Origin of the sequence: Streptomyces griseus subsp. griseus (assembly GCF_000720255.1) — a bacterium.
Classification (GTDB): Bacteria; Actinomycetota; Actinomycetes; order Streptomycetales; family Streptomycetaceae; genus Streptomyces; species Streptomyces griseus_I.
This window is the reverse complement of sequence record NZ_JOJE01000017.1, coordinates 37,991-53,726: the sequence shown is the minus strand read 5'-3', so window position 1 is coordinate 53,726 and position 15,736 is coordinate 37,991. Positions and strand designations below refer to the sequence as shown.

Here is a 15,736-nt window from a genome sequence, read left to right as displayed (position 1 = left end):
GCATGCCCGCAGGCTGCGTAGTACACAGGCAGCACCCCAGCGGCACGACCGGCCGCGGTCAGGTGGCCGCCAGTTCCTCCCCCAGCACCCTCGCCGCCCTCTCCACATCCCCGAAGCCCACGTACAGCGGTGTGAAACCGAAGCGCAGGACGTCGGGGTGGCGGAAGTCGCCGACCACGCCCCGCTCGATGAGGCGCTTCATCACCTCACCGGCGTCGTCGCAGCGCAGGGCCACCTGGCTGCCGCGGTGCTCGTGACGGGTGGGGGTGAGGGACTCCACGCGGCCGGCCGGGGTGTACTCCGAGACGGCGCGCAGGAAGAAGTCCGTCAGGGCGAGGGACTTGGTGCGGACCGCATCGACGGTGACGTCGTCCCAGACCTCCAGGGCCGCCTCCAGGGCGAGCATGGAGAGGATGTCCGGGGTGCCGACGCGGCCGCGCGGGGCGCCGGAGGCCGGTGTGTAGGTGGTGTGCATGCCGAAGGGCTCGGCGTGGGAGGTCCAGCCCGGCAGGGGGGAGTCGAAGCGGTCCTGGAGGCCCTGGCGGACGTAGAGGTACGCCGGTGAACCGGGGCCGCCGTTGAGGTACTTGTAGGTGCAGCCGACCGCGAGGTCCACCCCGTGCTCGTCCAGCCCGACCGGCAGCGCTCCGGCGCTGTGGCACAGGTCCCAGACCGCGACGGCGCCCGCCTCGTGCACCGCCGCCGTGAGGGACGGCAGGTCGTGCAGGCGGCCGGTGCGGTAGTCGACGTGGTTGAGGAGTACCGCCGCGGTGCGCTCGGACAGCGCGCCCGGTACCTCCTCCGGCCTCACCGGCCTCAGTGTGCGGCCCGTCATACGGGCGGCCGACTCGGCTATGTAGCCGTCCGTGGGGAAGGTCGTCGCGTCGACGAGGATCTCGTCGCGGCCGTCCCCGGCCAGCCGTACGGCAGCCACGAGTGCCTTGAACACGTTGACACTTGTCGAGTCGCCCACCACGATCTGGCCGACCGCCGCGCCGACCAGCGGGGCGATGCGGTCACCGATCCGCTCCGGGGCGGTCCACCAGCCGCTCTCGTCCCAGGAGCGGATGCGCAGCTCCCCCCACTGGCGGTGGACGACGTCCGCGACCCGCCCGGGGACGTTCGCGGGCAGGGCGCCCAGCGAGTTGCCGTCGAGGTAGACGACCTCGTCCAGGACGAAGTCCGCACGCTTGTCGGCGAGCTCGTCCGCAGCATCCAACTTCTCTGCCAGCAGCGCGAGTTCAGACATGGGACCGCGCCGTCCACAGCTCGGGGAACACGTTCTTCTGGGCGCGCCGCTCCAGCCAGGCCACCCCGGCGGAACCGCCCGTGCCCGCCTTCGCGCCCATCGCGCGACGGGTGGCGACGAGGTGGTCGTTGCGCCAGCGCCACACGAGTTCGGCGACGTCGGTCAGCGCCTCGCCGAGCCGGGCGACCTGGTCGCCGGGGTCCCCCGCGTACACCTCCGTCCACACGGCCTCGACCTCGGCCGAGGGCTCGTAGCGCTTGGAGACGTCACGGTCCAGGACGGGGGCGGGGACGGGGTGCCCGCGACGGGCGAGGAGGCGCAGGACCTCGTCGTACAGGCTGGGCTCGTGCAGCGCCTTCTCCAGTTCCGCGTGGACGCGGGGGGCGCCGCGGTGCGGGACGAGCATGGACGCGGACTTCTCGCCGAGCAGGAACTCCATGCGGCGGTACATCGCCGACTGGAAGCCGGAGCCCTCGCCCAGGGCGCTGCGGTACGAGTTGAACTGCGCGGGGGTGAGCTGGCCGAGCGGCTTCCAGGAGGCGTTCAGCGCCTCCAGTTCCCGTACGGAACGCTTCAGCGCGTCGATCGCGACGGGTACGTCGTCGGAGCGCAGGGCGTGTGCAGCGGTCTCCCACTCGTGGACGATGACCGTGAACCACAGCTCCATCACCTGGGTCGTGACCAGGAAGACCATCTCTCCGGGATCGTCGGAGAGGGTGTGCTGGAGGTGGGTGAGCACGTCCGCCTTGACGTAGTCCTCGTACGGCGTCGTGCCCTGGAAGTCGAGATGCGGGGTCTCGGGCTCGTGAGCCTCATGAGCCTCATGGGACATCGCTGTCTCCTGTTGTGTACTCCGGGTAGCGGTCCGCCCCTGCCGTTACCGACACGGGGGCCCCGGTCCCCACTCGCATCCTCCGCATCGGACCCCGTCGGCGCAAGCCCCGTCTGCTCCGATCGACAGACGGGCCCCCGTCCCTCGCAGTACGCTCGGGCGCCGCCTGAGAAATGATCTTCTGACGAAAGGCACGGCAGATGTCTGAGAACAGCGCCCAGGCCGGGGTCGTCTCGATACCGGTGGGCCGGGTGGTCGGCGGCCGCGGGGAGGTCGAGGACGACGACTGGGGCAAGGTCGACGCCGTGATCCGCCTGGACGCCGACCAGTTCGACGCGGACGCGCTGGCCGGCCTGGACGCCTTCTCCCACCTGGAGATCGTCTACCACTTCGACCGCGTCCCCGTGGCGAAGATCGAGACCGGTGCCCGTCATCCGCGCGGCAACACCGACTGGCCGCTGGTCGGCATCTTCGCCCAGCGCGGCAAGAACCGCCCCAACCGCATCGGCGTCTCCCGCTGCCGTCTGCTGCGCACCGACGGGCTCGACCTGCACGTCCAGGGCCTCGACGCCGTCGACGGCACCCCCGTCCTCGACATCAAGCCCTACATGAGCGAGTTCGGCCCGCAGGGCACCACCACCCAGCCCGACTGGGCCACGGAGATCATGCGGCACTACTACTGAGCGCTGGTGGCAGACTGCACTCATGACGACGCACAAGAACCTGCTCGGTGGCCCCGACCCGACGTACCTGCCGGAGAACGAGGAGGCCTACCGGCAGCTGGCCGATGAGTCCCGCGCGCCGGCCGAGGTCGCGGCGGACCACCCCGAGTTCTCGCTCGCCTGGGCGATGCTCGCCGACGACGCCTTCGAGGCGGGGCGCGTGGTCGAGTCGTACGCCTACGCCCGCACCGGCTACCACCGCGGCCTCGACCAGCTGCGCCGCGCCGGCTGGAAGGGCCACGGCCCGATCCCCTGGGAGCACCAAGCCAACCGCGGCTTCCTCCGCTGCCTCGCCGCCCTGGCCCGCGCCGCCGGCACCATCAACGAGAAGCCCGAGGCCGAACGCTGCCGCCAGTTCCTCCAGGACAGCAGCGCGGAGGCGTACGCCGAGCTGAAGCCGTAACACCCACGTCCCAGCGGCCGGGGCCACCCCGGCCGCTGCAACGCCCCTTCAGGGGCGCGGGGCCGTGTCATATGCGGCTCTGCCGCGCGGGCGCGACCATGCAGCCAACCGCGCCGGCGACTCCTTAGGGGCGCGGGGAACTGCGCGACAAGCCCCCGACCACCCGCAGCCGCCACCGCTCATCGACGACGCACCCGAGAAGGCGCACCGCCCCTCACTCAAGGCGCCCCCGACCACCCCGCCCCTCCAGCGGCGGCGCCGTCACAGAACCGAACCTCCGACACTCAGGCCGCCGACAATCCGCCGGAGGCCTCCGCACCGTCGTGAACGCCACCACCGCCCCCACCACCAGCGCCCCCGCACACCACAGCATCGCCCGCCCGAAGGCCGCGTCGAACGCCGGAGGCGACCTGTACGCCTCCTCCCCCATCCCGGCCAGCAATGGCAGCGCGGCCACCGCGACCAGCCCGGCCGCCCGCGCCGCCGCGTTGTTGATCCCGCTGGCCAGCCCCGCCCGCGCGGTGTCCACGGAGGCCAGCACGGTCGCGGTCAGCGGCGCCACCAGGGTGACCATGCCGAGGCCGAGCACCAGCAGCGCGGGCAGGACGTCGGCGACGTACGACGCACCGGGCCCCACTCTCAGCATCAGCAGCATCCCCGCCGCGGCCACCAGCGGCCCCACCGTGAGCGGCACCCGCGGCCCGATCCGCTCACCGAGCTCCCCGGAGCGGGCGGAGAACAGCAGCATCAGGACGGTGATCGGCAGCAGCGCCGTGCCGGCGCCGAGCGCGGAGTAACCGGCCACCACCTGGAGTTGCAGCGCGGCGAGGAAGAAGAAGCCGCCGAACGCCGCGTACACGCACAGGGTGACCAGGTTGACCGCGCTGAACTGCCGGGACGCGAAGATGCCGAGCGGCATCATCGGATCGGCGCCGCGCCGCTCCACGACGACGAAGGCGACCGCTGTGGCCAGCCCCGCGAGGGCGCTGACGGCGACGGTGAGGCCGCCCGAGCGGGCCTCGATCAGGGCGTACGTGAGCAGGGCGAGCGCGAGGGCGCCCAGCGCCGCGCCCAGCACGTCGAAGTGGCCGTGCGCCCTGCCGTCCCTGGACTCCGGCACATGGCGGAGGGCCACCGGCACGCACACGAGGGCCAGCGGCACGTTGATCAGGAACACCCAGCGCCAGCCCGGACCGTCCACCAGCCAGCCGCCCAGGAACGGCCCGACGGCCGCCCCGATCCCGCCGAACCCCGACCACAGGCCGACGGCGCGGCCCCGGTCGTCGGGGTGGAAGGTCGCCTGGATGAGGGAGAGGGAGCCGGGTGTGAGCAGCGCGCCGCCGACGCCCTGCAGGGCCCGGGCCGCGATCAGCACACCGACGTTCGGGGCGAGCCCGCACAGCAGGGAGGCGGCGGCGAACCACACCACCCCGATGACGAAGACCCGACGCCGGCCGTACCGGTCGCCCAGGGAGCCGCCGAGGAGGATCAGCCCGGCCAGCGTGACCATGTAGGCGTTGACGGTCCACTGCAGGGACGCGAGGTCGGCGTCGAGGTCGCGGCCCATTCTGGGCAGCGCCACGTTGACGACGGTCGCGTCCAGCAGGGCCATGCTGGAGCCGAGGATCGTGGTGAACAGGATCCACTTGCCCTGGGGCGAGGCCAGCCTGACGTCGGGCATCCCCCAGGTATACAGCGAGCCCGGCGCCTTGGGCAGGCGCCGGGCTCACCGGTTCCCCCTTCGGGGGTGTTACTTGATCTTCGTGCCCGCCGAGCGCAGGTTCTGCGTCGCCTCGACGACCCGGGCGGCCATCGAGCCCTCGGCCAGCTTGCCCCAGGTGCGCGGGTCGTAGGTCTTCTTGGAGCCGACCTCGCCGTCGACCTTCAGGACACCGTCGTAGTTCTTGAGCATGTGGTCGGCGACGGGACGCGTGAAGGCGTACTGCGTGTCCGTGTCGATGTTCATCTTCACGACGCCGTTCTCCAGCGCGGTGCGGATCTCCTCCTCCGTGGAGCCGGAGCCGCCGTGGAAGACGAAGTCGAAGGGCTGGCTGCCGGCCGGCAGACCGAACTTGGCGGCGACGCCGTCGTTCAGCTCCTTGAGCAGGTCGGGGCGGAGCACGACGTTGCCGGGCTTGTACACGCCGTGCACGTTGCCGAAGGACGCGGCCAGCAGGAAGCGGCCCTTGTCACCGAGGCCGAGCGCCTCGGCCGTACGGATCACGTCGTCGACCGTGGTGTACAGGGAGTCGTTGATCTCGTGGGAGACGCCGTCCTCCTCGCCACCGGTCGGGGTGATCTCGACCTCGAGGATGATCTTCGCGGCGCGGGCGGTCGCCAGGAGCTCCTGGGCGATGGAGAGGTTGTCCGCCAGGGTCTCGGCGGAGCCGTCCCACATGTGCGACTGGAACAGCGGGTTCAGACCGGCCTCGACGCGCTTCTGGGAGAGAGCCAGCAGCGGACGTACGTACCCGTCGAGCTTGTCCTTCGGGCAGTGGTCGGTGTGGAGGGCGACGTTGACGGGGTACTTCTCGGCGACGATGTGCGCGAACTCCGCCAGGGCGACCGCGCCGGTCACCATGTCCTTGCTGTACTGACCGCCCAGGAACTCGGCGCCGCCCGTCGAGATCTGGACGATGCCGTCGCTCTCCGCCTCCGCGAAACCGCGCAGCGCCGCGTGCAGGGTCTGGGTCGAGGTGACGTTGATGGCCGGGTAGGCGAACTTGCCTGCCTTCGCCCGGTCGAGCATCTCGTTGTAGACCTCGGGGGTTGCGATGGGCATACGTCCGCTCCTTGAGTGTGCGGGTTGGCGTACTGCGTGTTTACGGCCCTGACCTAGACCTTGGGTGCGACGTCATCGTCGTCCCCATCTTTCCAGACATGCGGCGATGCTCAATGCTCCGCTCAGCCAGTGGTCAGTCGAGTCCCAGCTCGTCCTTGTCGAACGCGTACAGGTAGGGCACCCCCGCGCCCGCCTGGATCTTCTCGGCGGCCCCGGTCGCCCGGTCGACGATCGTCGCGACGGCGACGACCTCGGCGCCGGCCTCGCGCACGGCCTCGACGGCGGTGAGCGGGGAGCCGCCGGTGGTGGAGGTGTCCTCGACGACGAGGACCCGGCGGCCGGCGATCTCCGGCCCCTCGACCCGCCGCTGCAGCCCGTGCGCCTTCGCGGCCTTGCGTACGACGAAGGCGTCGAGCCTGCGCCCGCGCGCGGCGGCCGCGTGCAGCATGGCGGCGGCGACCGGGTCGGCGCCCATGGTCAGACCGCCGACCGCGTCGAAGTCCAGGTCGGCGGTCAGGTCGAGCAGGACCTGCCCGACCAGGGGGGCGGCCTCGCCGTCGAGGGTGATGCGGCGGAGGTCGACGTAGTAGTCCGCCTCCAGGCCCGACGACAGGGTCACCTTGCCGTGCACCACGGCCTTGTCCTTGATCTGCTGAAGCAGCGCGCTCCGTGCGTCCGTCATGCCGAACAGCTTAGAGGCGGCTCCACCGCCAGGTCGTGGTGGCCTCCAGCGGCTCCAGCGGGGTGACCAGGCGCGGCAGGGTGTTCAGCCCGTTGGGCGGACCGGTCTGCGGTTCCACGCACACCGCGGCCTCCTGCTCGTCGTACACCACGACCCACTCCTCGGGGCTGGTCACCTTCAGCTCCAGCTGCCCCGGCCAGGTGAGGGTGACGTCGACGCCGCCGGGCATCCCGAAGCAGTCGTCCCACGGTCCCGGCTTCGGGTCGACGCGGTGCCCGGTGGGCAGGTGATCGTCCCCGCGCTCCTCCTGCCAGGCGGGACCGAAGTCGACGCGCACGTCCTCCCCACCCAGATTCCGCCGGAACCACGGGTGCCAGCCGATCTGCGCCGGGAAGGAGGAGTCGTACGTCTCCACGGACATGGTGAGCGTCAGCGCGTCGCCGCTCAGCGCGACCACCTGCGTGACACGGCCGGGGTAGGGCCAGGGCTCGACCAGGTCGTACGTGAGGACCGCCTCGTCGGCGGTGGCGCGGGCCACGGTCCACGCGCCGTCGCGAACGGTGCCGTGGATGGCGTGTGGGGGTGAGTTGAGCGGCATCTGGTGCACGGCGGCCCCGTCCCGGAACCGCCCCTCCCTGATCCGCCCGCACCACGGAACCATCGGGAAGCACCCGAACCGCTCCCCCTGCCGCAGCAGTTCGACCCCACCGACCCGCACTCCACCGACCCGCCCGCCGTTCCCCGGCGACACGGTCACCTCCGCGTCACCCGCGGTCAGCACAATGTCATCAACACTCACGACAGCGACCCTACTGTCCCCGCACGACGGCGGGGGTCCGACAACAGCGGGGGCGGGCGACGCCTCGAGGGGCCGACGGTGTCCGGAGGGGGCCGACGGACGGGACCGGCGGCGCGACGGGGCCGGCGCGCGGGACCGGCAGCGCGACGGGACCGGCGGACGGGACCCGCGGCGCGACGGGACCGGCGCGCGGGACCCGCGGCGCGACGGGACCGGCGGACGGGACCGGCGGCGCGACGGGGGCCGGCGCGCGGGACCGGCGGCGCGACGGGGGGCCGGCGCGCGGGACCCGCGGCGCGAAGGGGGGCCGACGGCCGTCGGAGGGACGGCGACCGCCGAACCCGGCGGTGGTCGGGGGCCGGGCGACTCCCACGGCTGCCAGGCGGCGACCGAAGAAGCCGTGCCCGACGAACCAGGCGGGGCGCGTGAGCGCGGTCCTGAACCCGACGGTGCTCAGCGCGAAACCGGCCGGAGGCTCAGCGCGAAACCGGCCGGAGGCTCAGCCGCGTTTTTTGCGTAGGGCCCGGGTCAGGGCGATCGCTGAGGCGACGGCGAGGGCGGCTGCGGGGACCGCCCAGCGCAGGGCCGGGTTGGGGACGATGGTCTGGGGGGCGGGGACCGGGGCGTACCGGCCGCGTGGTGGGGCGTGGTCCACCTCCTCCGCGCTGCGCCCGATCATCGTCCGCCGCGCGTGCGCCGCCTCGGCCGGCGGCCCATCGGCGTCCTCGGAGTCCTCGGAGTCCTCGGAGTCCTGCCGAAGCGGGGTGTCGTCCGCGTCCGGCGCAACCTCGGGCTCCCCGGCGGCGGGCACGGCGTCTTCCGCGTCCTCCCCCTCCCCGGCCTGCGCCTCCGCCGCTCCCAGGTTCTCAGCGAAGCGGTCCAGGAGGCGGGTCAGCGCCGACGTCACCGCTTCCCGCGGCTGTTCCGTGATGCGGCCGGTCGAGGAGGCGGAGGCCGTGAACGTGAGGGTGGAGGCGCCGTCGGTCTCCGTCAGGGTCAGGGTGAGCGTGAACTTCACCGTGCCGTGGCCGCGGACCTCCGTCGCCTCGCCCTCGACGACGTACGAACCGTCCTCCCGGTCGGTCACCCGCACCGCGCCGCGGTAGGTGATGGCGTGGCCGCCGACACGAAGCTTCAGCCGCCCGGCGACGGGCTCGCTGCCCGCGTCCTGCTGTAGACCGGGTACCGCCCGGGCCACCTGCGCGGGGTCGGCGAGCGCCACCCGCAGCCGCTCGGCCGAAACCGGAACGAACACCTCATGCTTCATGCCAGCGGAGCCTACCCACGGGGCGGCATGAATACCCTCCCCTCGCCCACAACTCGTCCGCCCCGCACCCCCGAGCTCACCCCGCCAGCGCCTTCAGCCGCCCTACCGCCTCCTCCGGCACCCCCGTCTGCTTGCAGAACGCGAAGCGGACGAAGGGCGCGCCCGGATGGCCACCACGCCCGCACGCTCCGGCAGGGCCCGGCAGAAGGCGAAGCCGTCGCCGTGGCCGAGGGGGCGGATGTCGGTGGTGATGAAGTACGTACCGGCGGGACGGAAGACCCCGAAGCCGGCCTCCGCCAGGCCCGCGGCCAGCAGGTCCCGCTTCGCCCGCATGTCCTCGCGGAACGCGGAGAAGTAGGTCTCGGGCAGCGCGAGCGCCTCGGCGACGGCGTACTGGAACGGCCCCGCGGACACGTACGTCAGGTACTGCTTCGCCGACCGCACCGCCGTCACGAGCTCCGGCGCCGCCGTGACCCACCCGACCCCTCGTTCGTGCACTCATTGGAATTCGTGCAGTACCACCCAGTAGTCGTCTTCCTCCTCCGAGGCGGCGCACAGGTGGCGGCCGTCGGTCGAGACTGCGAGGAACTCGGGGGAACCCGTCACCTCCGCAATGCGTGAGGGCAGGTTCCTGCCCACGGTGTCTCTGACCTTCACCCAGCCGATCTCACTGCCTCCCGAGACGGGTGGCAGGATGAGGAACTCGCCGTGGTCGTCGTAGAGCGAGACGCTTGAGGCATGGAGATGCCACTTCGCGTCCAGATCTCCGGTGGCATCCGGGGACGAGATGGGGACGGTGGCGGCGGGCCTGACCTCGAATCCGCTGACGGCGTGGATGGCGGACAGCACGGGCGGACCGCTCTGAGCCGCCATCTCCAGCACCTGAAGACCGCAGCGCTCCAGGGCGTCTCGCCATGCAGGCTTCTCCGGCTCCGTCGTCACTTCTGACCCTCCGCTTGTCCGCTCGGCTGTGCTCCGCCGCCTCAGTTGCCGTCGTAGAACAGATGATGGTCGCCACCCGGCTTGTTGATCTTGGCATACCTCTCCATGTCCTCCGGGTAGCCCCAGGTGCCGTCGCCCCGCTGCACACGTGCATTGTCCCAGCCGAAGTTGACGAGTTCCCGGGTGTCGTCGACCTTCGGCTTGCCGGCGTGGAAGTGCGGTCCCGCCGGGTCGTGGGTGTGCTCGACCACCACACGTGAGCCGCTCTCCGTCTCGAACTGCCGGAAATTACCCCAGTGTGCGGGATCCGACGAGTAGACATGACCGGACACGTGTTTCATGTTCTTCTCCCCGGTGACGACCCATTCGGCGATCGGCGTCTCCCCGTAGGGGACACCAGCGAGATCGAAGGCCGCTCGCTCCGCGTCCTCACGGGTCTTGAAGGGATTGCTCTTTTCACCCTGCGGGCAGGGGGTGAGGCCGTACGGGTCGGACCACGTGTGCGGGTTGTGGACGTACGTGCCCGGATTGGGCGCGGGCGTCAGTCCGAGCGGATCGGAGGTGAGATAGCGGGCGGTCTCCGGGTCGTAGTGCCGGAAGTAGTTGTAGTGAAGGCCGGTTTCGGGGTCGTAGTACTGGCCGGGGAACCGAAGCGGTGTGTACGTCGAACTGTCCGACGCCCATGCGGTGGCACCCCAGAGCGTGCTGCGGGATCGCCAGGCGATCTCGCCTCCCTCACCGACGAGTTCACTGGGCGTGCCAACGAGGTCGGTGACGATGGCGAAGAAGCGGGAGTCGATCTCCTCTTGGGGCGTGTCGGCCGCGGTGATGCGTTCCGTCTGGCTGACCGGATGCATGCCCTGGTGGTCCCAGGTCAGGGTGACCGGATTCGGGAGGGCGGCGGACATGGTGGTCTGTTCGCAGAGGATCGTGCCGTCCCAGGTGAAGTCGACCCGCTCGACGATCGATTCACCGTCCTCGGCCAAGCGGAGTTTCGCCGCGCGGCGGCCCAGCGGGTCGTAGGTGTAGCGCCAGCGTGTGCCGTCCGGCGTGGTCACCTGGATGAGGCGGTCCTCGGCGTCCCACTCGTATCGCCAAGTGTCTGGTTTGCGGGAAAGCCGGGTCTTCTGGCGCAGGGTGATACGGCCCAAGGCGTCGTGTTCGTAGCGGACACGGCCTGCACTGGTCAGGCGGGTGCCCGTGTAGGTGCGGGCACCTACCGCCTCCTGGCCGGGGTGGCTCGCCGGCCAGGCCGCCTGGGTCTGGTTGCCCGCCTCGTCGTAGGCGTACGTCTCGCTCCAGCCAGCCGCCTGCACCGCTGTCACCCGACCCACCGTGTCCAGGTCGAAGCGGCGGGAGCCGGACAGTTGGTCGTCGACGCCGGTCAGATGTCCGTCGGCGCGGTAGGAGTACGTCCGCTGCTGCACTGTCCTGCCGTCCGCGCCGGTCAGTGCATGGCTGGTCAGGCGGCCCCCGGTGTCGAACGCGTGTTCCAGGGTGAGTGTTTCGCCGATCCGGCGGGTCAGTTCCCTGCCCAGCTCGTCGTAGGCGAAGTCGACGGTCCGGCCGCAGGCGACCAGGCCGGTACGGCGCCCGACGGTGTCGTACGACCAGGTCGTCGTCGCACCGGACGGAGTGGTGCGGCCCGAACGACGCCCGTACTCGTCGTACGCGTACCTCGTCCGGCGGCCGTCGACCGCCTCCTCCAGCATCCGTCCGAACCGGTCCCGCAGTACCGTCAGCGTGGTGCCGTCCGGCCCGGTCGCCTGTGCCAGCTGGTCCGTGAAGTCGTAGCCGTAGACGGTGACCCGGCCGTCCGCGTCCTTGCGGAGCACCTGGCCCAGCTCGTTGCGCTTGAACGTGACCGTCTGGCCCAGAGCGTCGGTGCGGGAAGCCAGTCGCCCAGCCGCGTCATGAGCGTAGGTCACGGTGCGGCCGTCGAAGTCGGTCTCGGCGACCATCCGCCCAGCCGCGTCGTACTCGTAACTCCAGCTGAGACCCGTCGGGTTGGTGACCTTGATCAGGCGCAACTCGGTGTCGTGGGTGAACTCGTGGCGCACTCCGTCCGGGCCGGTGCGGGCGGCGAGCCGATCGAAGTGTGTGTACTCGAAGCGGGAGACAGCCCCCATGGGGTTGGTGTGGCTGGTGCAGTTGCCCTCGCCGTCGTATGTCCACGACTCGCGGGCGCCGTCCGGTGCCGTGCGGCGGGACAGCCGGCCCTCCACCGTCCACTCCAGGCGAACCGTGGCACCGGTCGGATCTGTGATCGCCACGGGACGGCCGAAGGCGTCGCGTTCATAGAGGGTCACCGCGCCGAGCGGGTCGGTGACCGCCAGCGGCATCCCGGCCCTGTTGCAGACGAAGGTGGTGGTGTGGCCGAGCGGGTCGGTCACGGAGAGGGGATGGCCGGCGTCGTCGTACGTGAAGCGGGTGGTCCGGCCGACCGGGTCCGTCACCGAGGTCCGGTTGCCGCAGTCGTCGAAGCTCTGGCGGATGACCGTGCCGTCCACGTTGACCAGCTTCACCGGCAGCCCGAGCTCGTTGTATTCCGCGCGTGTTTCCCGCCCATCCGGGCGGATCACGGCCAGCACGTTGCCCGCCTCGTCGTAGCGGAACGACGTCGTATGCCCCATCGGATCCGTCTGGGACAGCAGACGGCCCCGGCGGTCTCGCTGGTAGCGGGTGACCGCGCCGAGGGCATCCGTTTCGGCGACCACCTGGCAGCAGCTGTTGATCAGGTAGTGGGTCGTGTGTCCCCGCGAGTCCGTGACGGTCGTCGCGTGCTCGCCGGTGTGCGGGTCAACAGGCCCGTAGGCGAAGGTCGAGCGCAGATGGCCCGAGGCGCCCGACTGGTGGGTGCAGCGGTCCTCGTCGTCGTAGGCGTAGGTGAAGTGGCTTTCGTTGGTGTCGGTCCAGGAGGTGATGCGGCCCAGGTCGTCGTAGCCGAAGCGGGTGGGGTGGCCGGAGGAGTTGGTGACCTCGGTGAGGTGGCCGTCTGTATAGCCGTAGCGAAGCAGTTCCTGGTCGCTTCCGTCCGCTGCCGCGCCCGCCAGATACAGGGCGGTGATCCGGCCCCCCGCCGTCGAGACGCGCAGACGGTAGCCGCCGCTGTGGGTGATCGACCGTGGCGCGCCCTCGGGGTCGTACTCCAGGCAGATCCAGCCGCCGTTGCGGTCGTCGATCTGCTCCAGCACCGCCACGTCGGCGGACCGCTCGGCGAAGTGTCGTACTCGCCCCGACTCCGGGTCGGTGAGCGTGTAGCCGTCGTCCACCCGGTCGAGGGACCAGCGTGGGCCGTGGCTGGGCAGCGTCGGCACGCCGGGCGCCGGATGCGGATACGCCAGCGTCAGGCCGTCCTCGCCGACGAAGACGACGCCCTCCTCGTCGATCTCCAGGCGCTCGTCGAACGTCGAGGACCACGTCGGGCCGAACCAGCCGCCCAGGCGGTAGGACGACTCGAACTGGCGCTTGACGACCAGCGGTAGCCGGGCAGGAAGAGACACATCGGTCTGCGGCAGAATCATCCGACCGGTCGCGACGTCGACGGGGTCCTTCGCGCAGACCTTCTCGCCCTGCCGCCGCCCGACATCGTCCGCCCCTTCCTCCACCGCGTTCCGCGCCGTCTTCCGCAACCCTTGCGACGCCGCTCCCTCCGCGCCCTCCTTCAATGCGAGCCGCAGCCCGCCCCGCGCCAGCCCCGCCCCCTTCGTGCCGATCAGCTCGGGGATGAGGCGGCCGACAAACTCGGAGGGGTCCTTCTTGAAGCCGTCGACGGCGGCCTGGACGACGCGTTCGGGGTGGGAGGCGGTGGAGACCAGGCCGGAGAGCGTCATGCTGACGTTCTGCAGGTAGGCGGCCGGGTGGGTGAGGTTGTAGGGATCGGTGGGGTTGAGGCCGCGGGCGAAGTTGAGCAGGCCCGCGGTGCCCTTGAGGGCGCCGCCGACGACGTGGGTGAGTTCGGTGTTGACGGCCTGGTAGCCGTCGACGAGGTCGTTGCCGAGGCGGTCGAGCGGCGGGGGTTCGGCGGGGGCGTGCGCGACGGCCGCCCTGACCTTGGCCTGCGCGTCGGACGCAGCGGTGTTGCGCTGCTTGCGGGCCTCGGTGAGCTTGTCGACGGCGGCCTTGATGTCCGCCTTGCCGGGGTCCTGGAACGGCTCCGGCTTGGGCCCCGGGTCCTCGCCTGCCTTGATCTTGGCGTTGTAGGCGTCGACCTTCCTGTTGTACGCCTCGACCGCGTCCTGGGACGCCCCTCGGCCCTTCTTGTAGAGCTCGACGGCCTCCTTGGCCTGGGCCTGGGCCCACTTGACGGTGTCGGCGTACGACTCCAGGGCGCCGGCCGCCGTGTCGCACGCGTCGGCGGCCTGCGCCCACTTGGTGGGGTGGACGCCGAACTTCTCGCGGAAGGCGTCGCCGCCCTCGCCCTTCCAGCCGGATGAGCCGACCTTCCGCATGCCCTGGCCGACCTTGTCGAAAGCGCCGTGGAAGTCCTTCAGGTGCTTGGCGCTCTCGCGGATCTTGTCCGGGTTGCCGTGGATGAGTTCGTTGGCTTCCTCGGTCTGGCCGAGCTGCTGCTCGCCCGGGGTGGCGCCCAGGTCGGAGGCGGCCTCGTCGCCCCAGTCCTCCACAGCGTCGGCCCAGTCGTGCAGACCGACGTGGTCCAGGCCCTCGCCCACCTTGTTCGTGGCGTAGTCGACGCCCTCACCGAGCTTCTTCTTGCCCTCGTCGATGAGGTGTTCGCCGTAGCTCAGACCCTTGTTGAGGCCGTCGCCGATGTCGCCGAAGATGCCCATCAGCCCTCACCGGCCTGCTGCTGTTCGGCGGCTTTCGCGCGCTCTTCGGGCGAGGGGCCGAAGGTGTCATCCAGCATCTTGTCGTACTCGGCATCGGAGACCCCGAACGCGCTGTGCAGGTTCTCGGGATTGAGACCCACGGGGCCCACGGTGTGCGAGGTCATCACGTCCCGGCCGGCGTCCTTCCAGCCCTGCGCACTGGTGGCCATGGCCTGGTCGAAGGACTCCTTGCTGTAGTCGACACCGCCGTACGCACCCGACGTGGCGATGTCGCCCCAGCCCATCTTCTCGACGTCCTCCTCGGAGGCGTACGGATTGCCGACGGCCGCGTTGGCGACGACCTTGAAGCTGCCCTCCACGTACTGCTCGGTCTCGTAGTACGTGCCCGCCGACAGGCCGGTCTTGACGGCGAACGCGTTGCCCGCGTTGATCAGCGACCGCACGCCCCACTCCCAGCGCTCGCAGAACCCCTTGTACTCCGCCGTCAGCCCCTCGTGGCCGAGTTCGAGCCCGGACAGCGCGATGTCCCCGAAGCCGCGCCCGGCCCCGGCCTCGCCGACCATGCCCAGCTCCTTCAGCTCGCCCAGTGCCTCGGTCAGGCCCTGGGCGATCAGACCGAGCCCAGCGGCCTGCAGATCCTTGCCGCCCCCGTCCGTCATGCCACGCCCTCCTCACGGTCCACGGCAACCTCATCCGGCACGATCCCGCCCAACGGCGGGAAGACCATTCCGTTCTCCCCGTCCGCGCAGTCCAGCGCCACCCCGCACGGCACCCCGGCCGCGGGCACGGCCACATCCAGCAGGCGTGCGCCGAGGATCGTCTGGTACGCCCACTCACGTCCCGCCTCGCCGCATGCCACGGCGTAACGCGCCAGCGCCTGCTCGTCGGAGAAGGCAAGGATGAAGCGGATACCGTTGAAGTCCGCAGTCAGCAGGCCGCGTTCGGCGTCCGGACCGGGACCGCCGCCCAGCGGCACCAGCACCGGGGTACGGCGGAACTCCCCCAGCAGCGCGGCGAACTCGCGCCTGCGCGCCCGGACTCCGGGATCCTCGGACGCCGACGACGACGCCGACGAGGCCGGTTCCGGCTCGAGCGGCTCGGCCGGTGCAGGGTGCACCTGCGAAGATTGCGAAGACGCCGTCTGCTCATGCGAAGGCATCGTCATCTCCGCATAGTCCGCCAGCCGCGACCTGGGAACGTCGTTGCGCGGTGACTGGTCTGCTCCGCCCCCGTGTCCAGACATGCAGCCCATCATCACAACTGCACGC

At 71.1% G+C, this 15,736-nt stretch carries 13 protein-coding genes and 1 pseudogene; 2 read left to right on the top strand and 12 right to left on the bottom strand.

What is annotated here, in order from left to right; genetic code table 11:
- Positions 1-58: 58 nt before the first annotated feature.
- On the bottom strand, positions 59-1,249 hold the full coding sequence (gene kynU, locus IG99_RS23410; RefSeq protein ID WP_037676852.1) for a kynureninase: 1,191 nt from the start codon (positions 1,247-1,249) through the stop codon (positions 59-61).
- Positions 1,242-2,081: a tryptophan 2,3-dioxygenase family protein gene (locus tag IG99_RS23405; RefSeq protein WP_037676851.1), complete on the bottom strand. Its 840-nt coding sequence runs from the start codon at positions 2,079-2,081 to the stop codon at positions 1,242-1,244. Before IG99_RS23405 ends, kynU begins: the two co-directional genes overlap by 8 nt.
- Before the next feature lie 200 nt (positions 2,082-2,281).
- On the opposite strand from IG99_RS23405, the gene IG99_RS23400 reads away from it, so the two are divergent.
- Both IG99_RS23400 and IG99_RS23395 read left to right on the top strand, forming a co-directional pair.
- The gene (locus IG99_RS23400) at positions 2,282-2,764 is read left to right on the top strand and encodes an SAM-dependent methyltransferase (protein ID WP_037676850.1); all 483 of its coding nucleotides are present in this window, start codon (positions 2,282-2,284) and stop codon (positions 2,762-2,764) included.
- Positions 2,765-2,786: 22 nt separating this feature from the next.
- Entirely contained in the window at positions 2,787-3,206 is a 420-nt protein-coding gene (locus IG99_RS23395; RefSeq protein WP_037676849.1) for a DUF3151 domain-containing protein, read from the top strand.
- 214 nt (positions 3,207-3,420) lie between these two features.
- On the opposite strand, the gene IG99_RS23390 is transcribed toward IG99_RS23395, so the two are convergent.
- The 10 genes and pseudogenes from IG99_RS23390 to IG99_RS23345 all read right to left on the bottom strand — a co-directional run bounded on the left by IG99_RS23390 (position 3,421) and on the right by IG99_RS23345 (position 15,633).
- Positions 3,421-4,887: an MFS transporter gene (locus IG99_RS23390; protein ID WP_037676848.1), complete on the bottom strand. Its 1,467-nt coding sequence runs from the start codon at positions 4,885-4,887 to the stop codon at positions 3,421-3,423.
- Between the two features lie 69 nt (positions 4,888-4,956).
- Positions 4,957-5,988: a class II fructose-bisphosphate aldolase gene (fbaA, locus tag IG99_RS23385; RefSeq protein ID WP_037676847.1), complete on the bottom strand. Its 1,032-nt coding sequence runs from the start codon at positions 5,986-5,988 to the stop codon at positions 4,957-4,959.
- Between the two features lie 133 nt (positions 5,989-6,121).
- Positions 6,122-6,670, bottom strand: coding sequence for an orotate phosphoribosyltransferase (pyrE, locus tag IG99_RS23380; RefSeq protein WP_037676846.1), 549 nt, complete (start codon positions 6,668-6,670; stop codon positions 6,122-6,124).
- A gap of 10 nt (positions 6,671-6,680) precedes the next feature.
- Positions 6,681-7,469 (bottom strand): aldose epimerase family protein, encoded by a 789-nt coding sequence (locus IG99_RS23375; protein WP_037676845.1) that lies wholly within the window; start codon positions 7,467-7,469, stop codon positions 6,681-6,683.
- 499 nt (positions 7,470-7,968) lie between these two features.
- Complete coding sequence (locus IG99_RS23370) at positions 7,969-8,736, bottom strand: SRPBCC family protein (RefSeq protein WP_037676844.1); 768 nt, start codon at positions 8,734-8,736, stop codon at positions 7,969-7,971.
- A 76-nt stretch (positions 8,737-8,812) separates the two neighbouring features.
- Positions 8,813-9,219, bottom strand: a pseudogene (locus IG99_RS23365) (aminotransferase class I/II-fold pyridoxal phosphate-dependent enzyme); the annotation flags it as partial.
- A gap of 15 nt (positions 9,220-9,234) precedes the next feature.
- Positions 9,235-9,678 (bottom strand): PH domain-containing protein, encoded by a 444-nt coding sequence (locus IG99_RS23360; protein ID WP_037676842.1) that lies wholly within the window; start codon positions 9,676-9,678, stop codon positions 9,235-9,237.
- Between the two features lie 41 nt (positions 9,679-9,719).
- A complete protein-coding gene (locus tag IG99_RS23355) occupies positions 9,720-14,468 on the bottom strand; it encodes a putative T7SS-secreted protein (RefSeq protein WP_037676840.1) in 4,749 nt (1,582 codons plus the stop codon).
- Positions 14,468-15,127: a hypothetical protein gene (locus tag IG99_RS23350; RefSeq protein WP_037676839.1), complete on the bottom strand. Its 660-nt coding sequence runs from the start codon at positions 15,125-15,127 to the stop codon at positions 14,468-14,470. Before IG99_RS23350 ends, IG99_RS23355 begins: the two co-directional genes overlap by 1 nt.
- Positions 15,124-15,633: a hypothetical protein gene (locus IG99_RS23345; protein ID WP_394298043.1), complete on the bottom strand. Its 510-nt coding sequence runs from the start codon at positions 15,631-15,633 to the stop codon at positions 15,124-15,126. The genes IG99_RS23350 and IG99_RS23345 overlap by 4 nt, the downstream gene beginning before the upstream one ends.
- Positions 15,634-15,736 lie beyond the last annotated feature (103 nt).

Coding starts and splice junctions, on each gene's coding strand:
- kynU (WP_037676852.1), bottom strand. CDS start 1,249: ATGTCTGAACTCGCGCTGCTGGCAGAGAAGTTGGATGCTGCGGACGAG.
- IG99_RS23400 (WP_037676850.1), top strand. CDS start 2,282: ATGTCTGAGAACAGCGCCCAGGCCGGGGTCGTCTCGATACCGGTGGGC.
- fbaA (WP_037676847.1), bottom strand. CDS start 5,988: ATGCCCATCGCAACCCCCGAGGTCTACAACGAGATGCTCGACCGGGCG.
- IG99_RS23350 (WP_037676839.1), bottom strand. CDS start 15,127: ATGACGGACGGGGGCGGCAAGGATCTGCAGGCCGCTGGGCTCGGTCTG.
- IG99_RS23390 (WP_037676848.1), bottom strand. CDS start 4,887: ATGCCCGACGTCAGGCTGGCCTCGCCCCAGGGCAAGTGGATCCTGTTC.
- IG99_RS23355 (WP_037676840.1), bottom strand. CDS start 14,468: ATGGGCATCTTCGGCGACATCGGCGACGGCCTCAACAAGGGTCTGAGC.
- IG99_RS23395 (WP_037676849.1), top strand. CDS start 2,787: ATGACGACGCACAAGAACCTGCTCGGTGGCCCCGACCCGACGTACCTG.
- IG99_RS23405 (WP_037676851.1), bottom strand. CDS start 2,081: ATGTCCCATGAGGCTCATGAGGCTCACGAGCCCGAGACCCCGCATCTC.
- pyrE (WP_037676846.1), bottom strand. CDS start 6,670: ATGACGGACGCACGGAGCGCGCTGCTTCAGCAGATCAAGGACAAGGCC.
- IG99_RS23370 (WP_037676844.1), bottom strand. CDS start 8,736: ATGAAGCATGAGGTGTTCGTTCCGGTTTCGGCCGAGCGGCTGCGGGTG.
- IG99_RS23345 (WP_394298043.1), bottom strand. CDS start 15,633: ATGACGATGCCTTCGCATGAGCAGACGGCGTCTTCGCAATCTTCGCAG.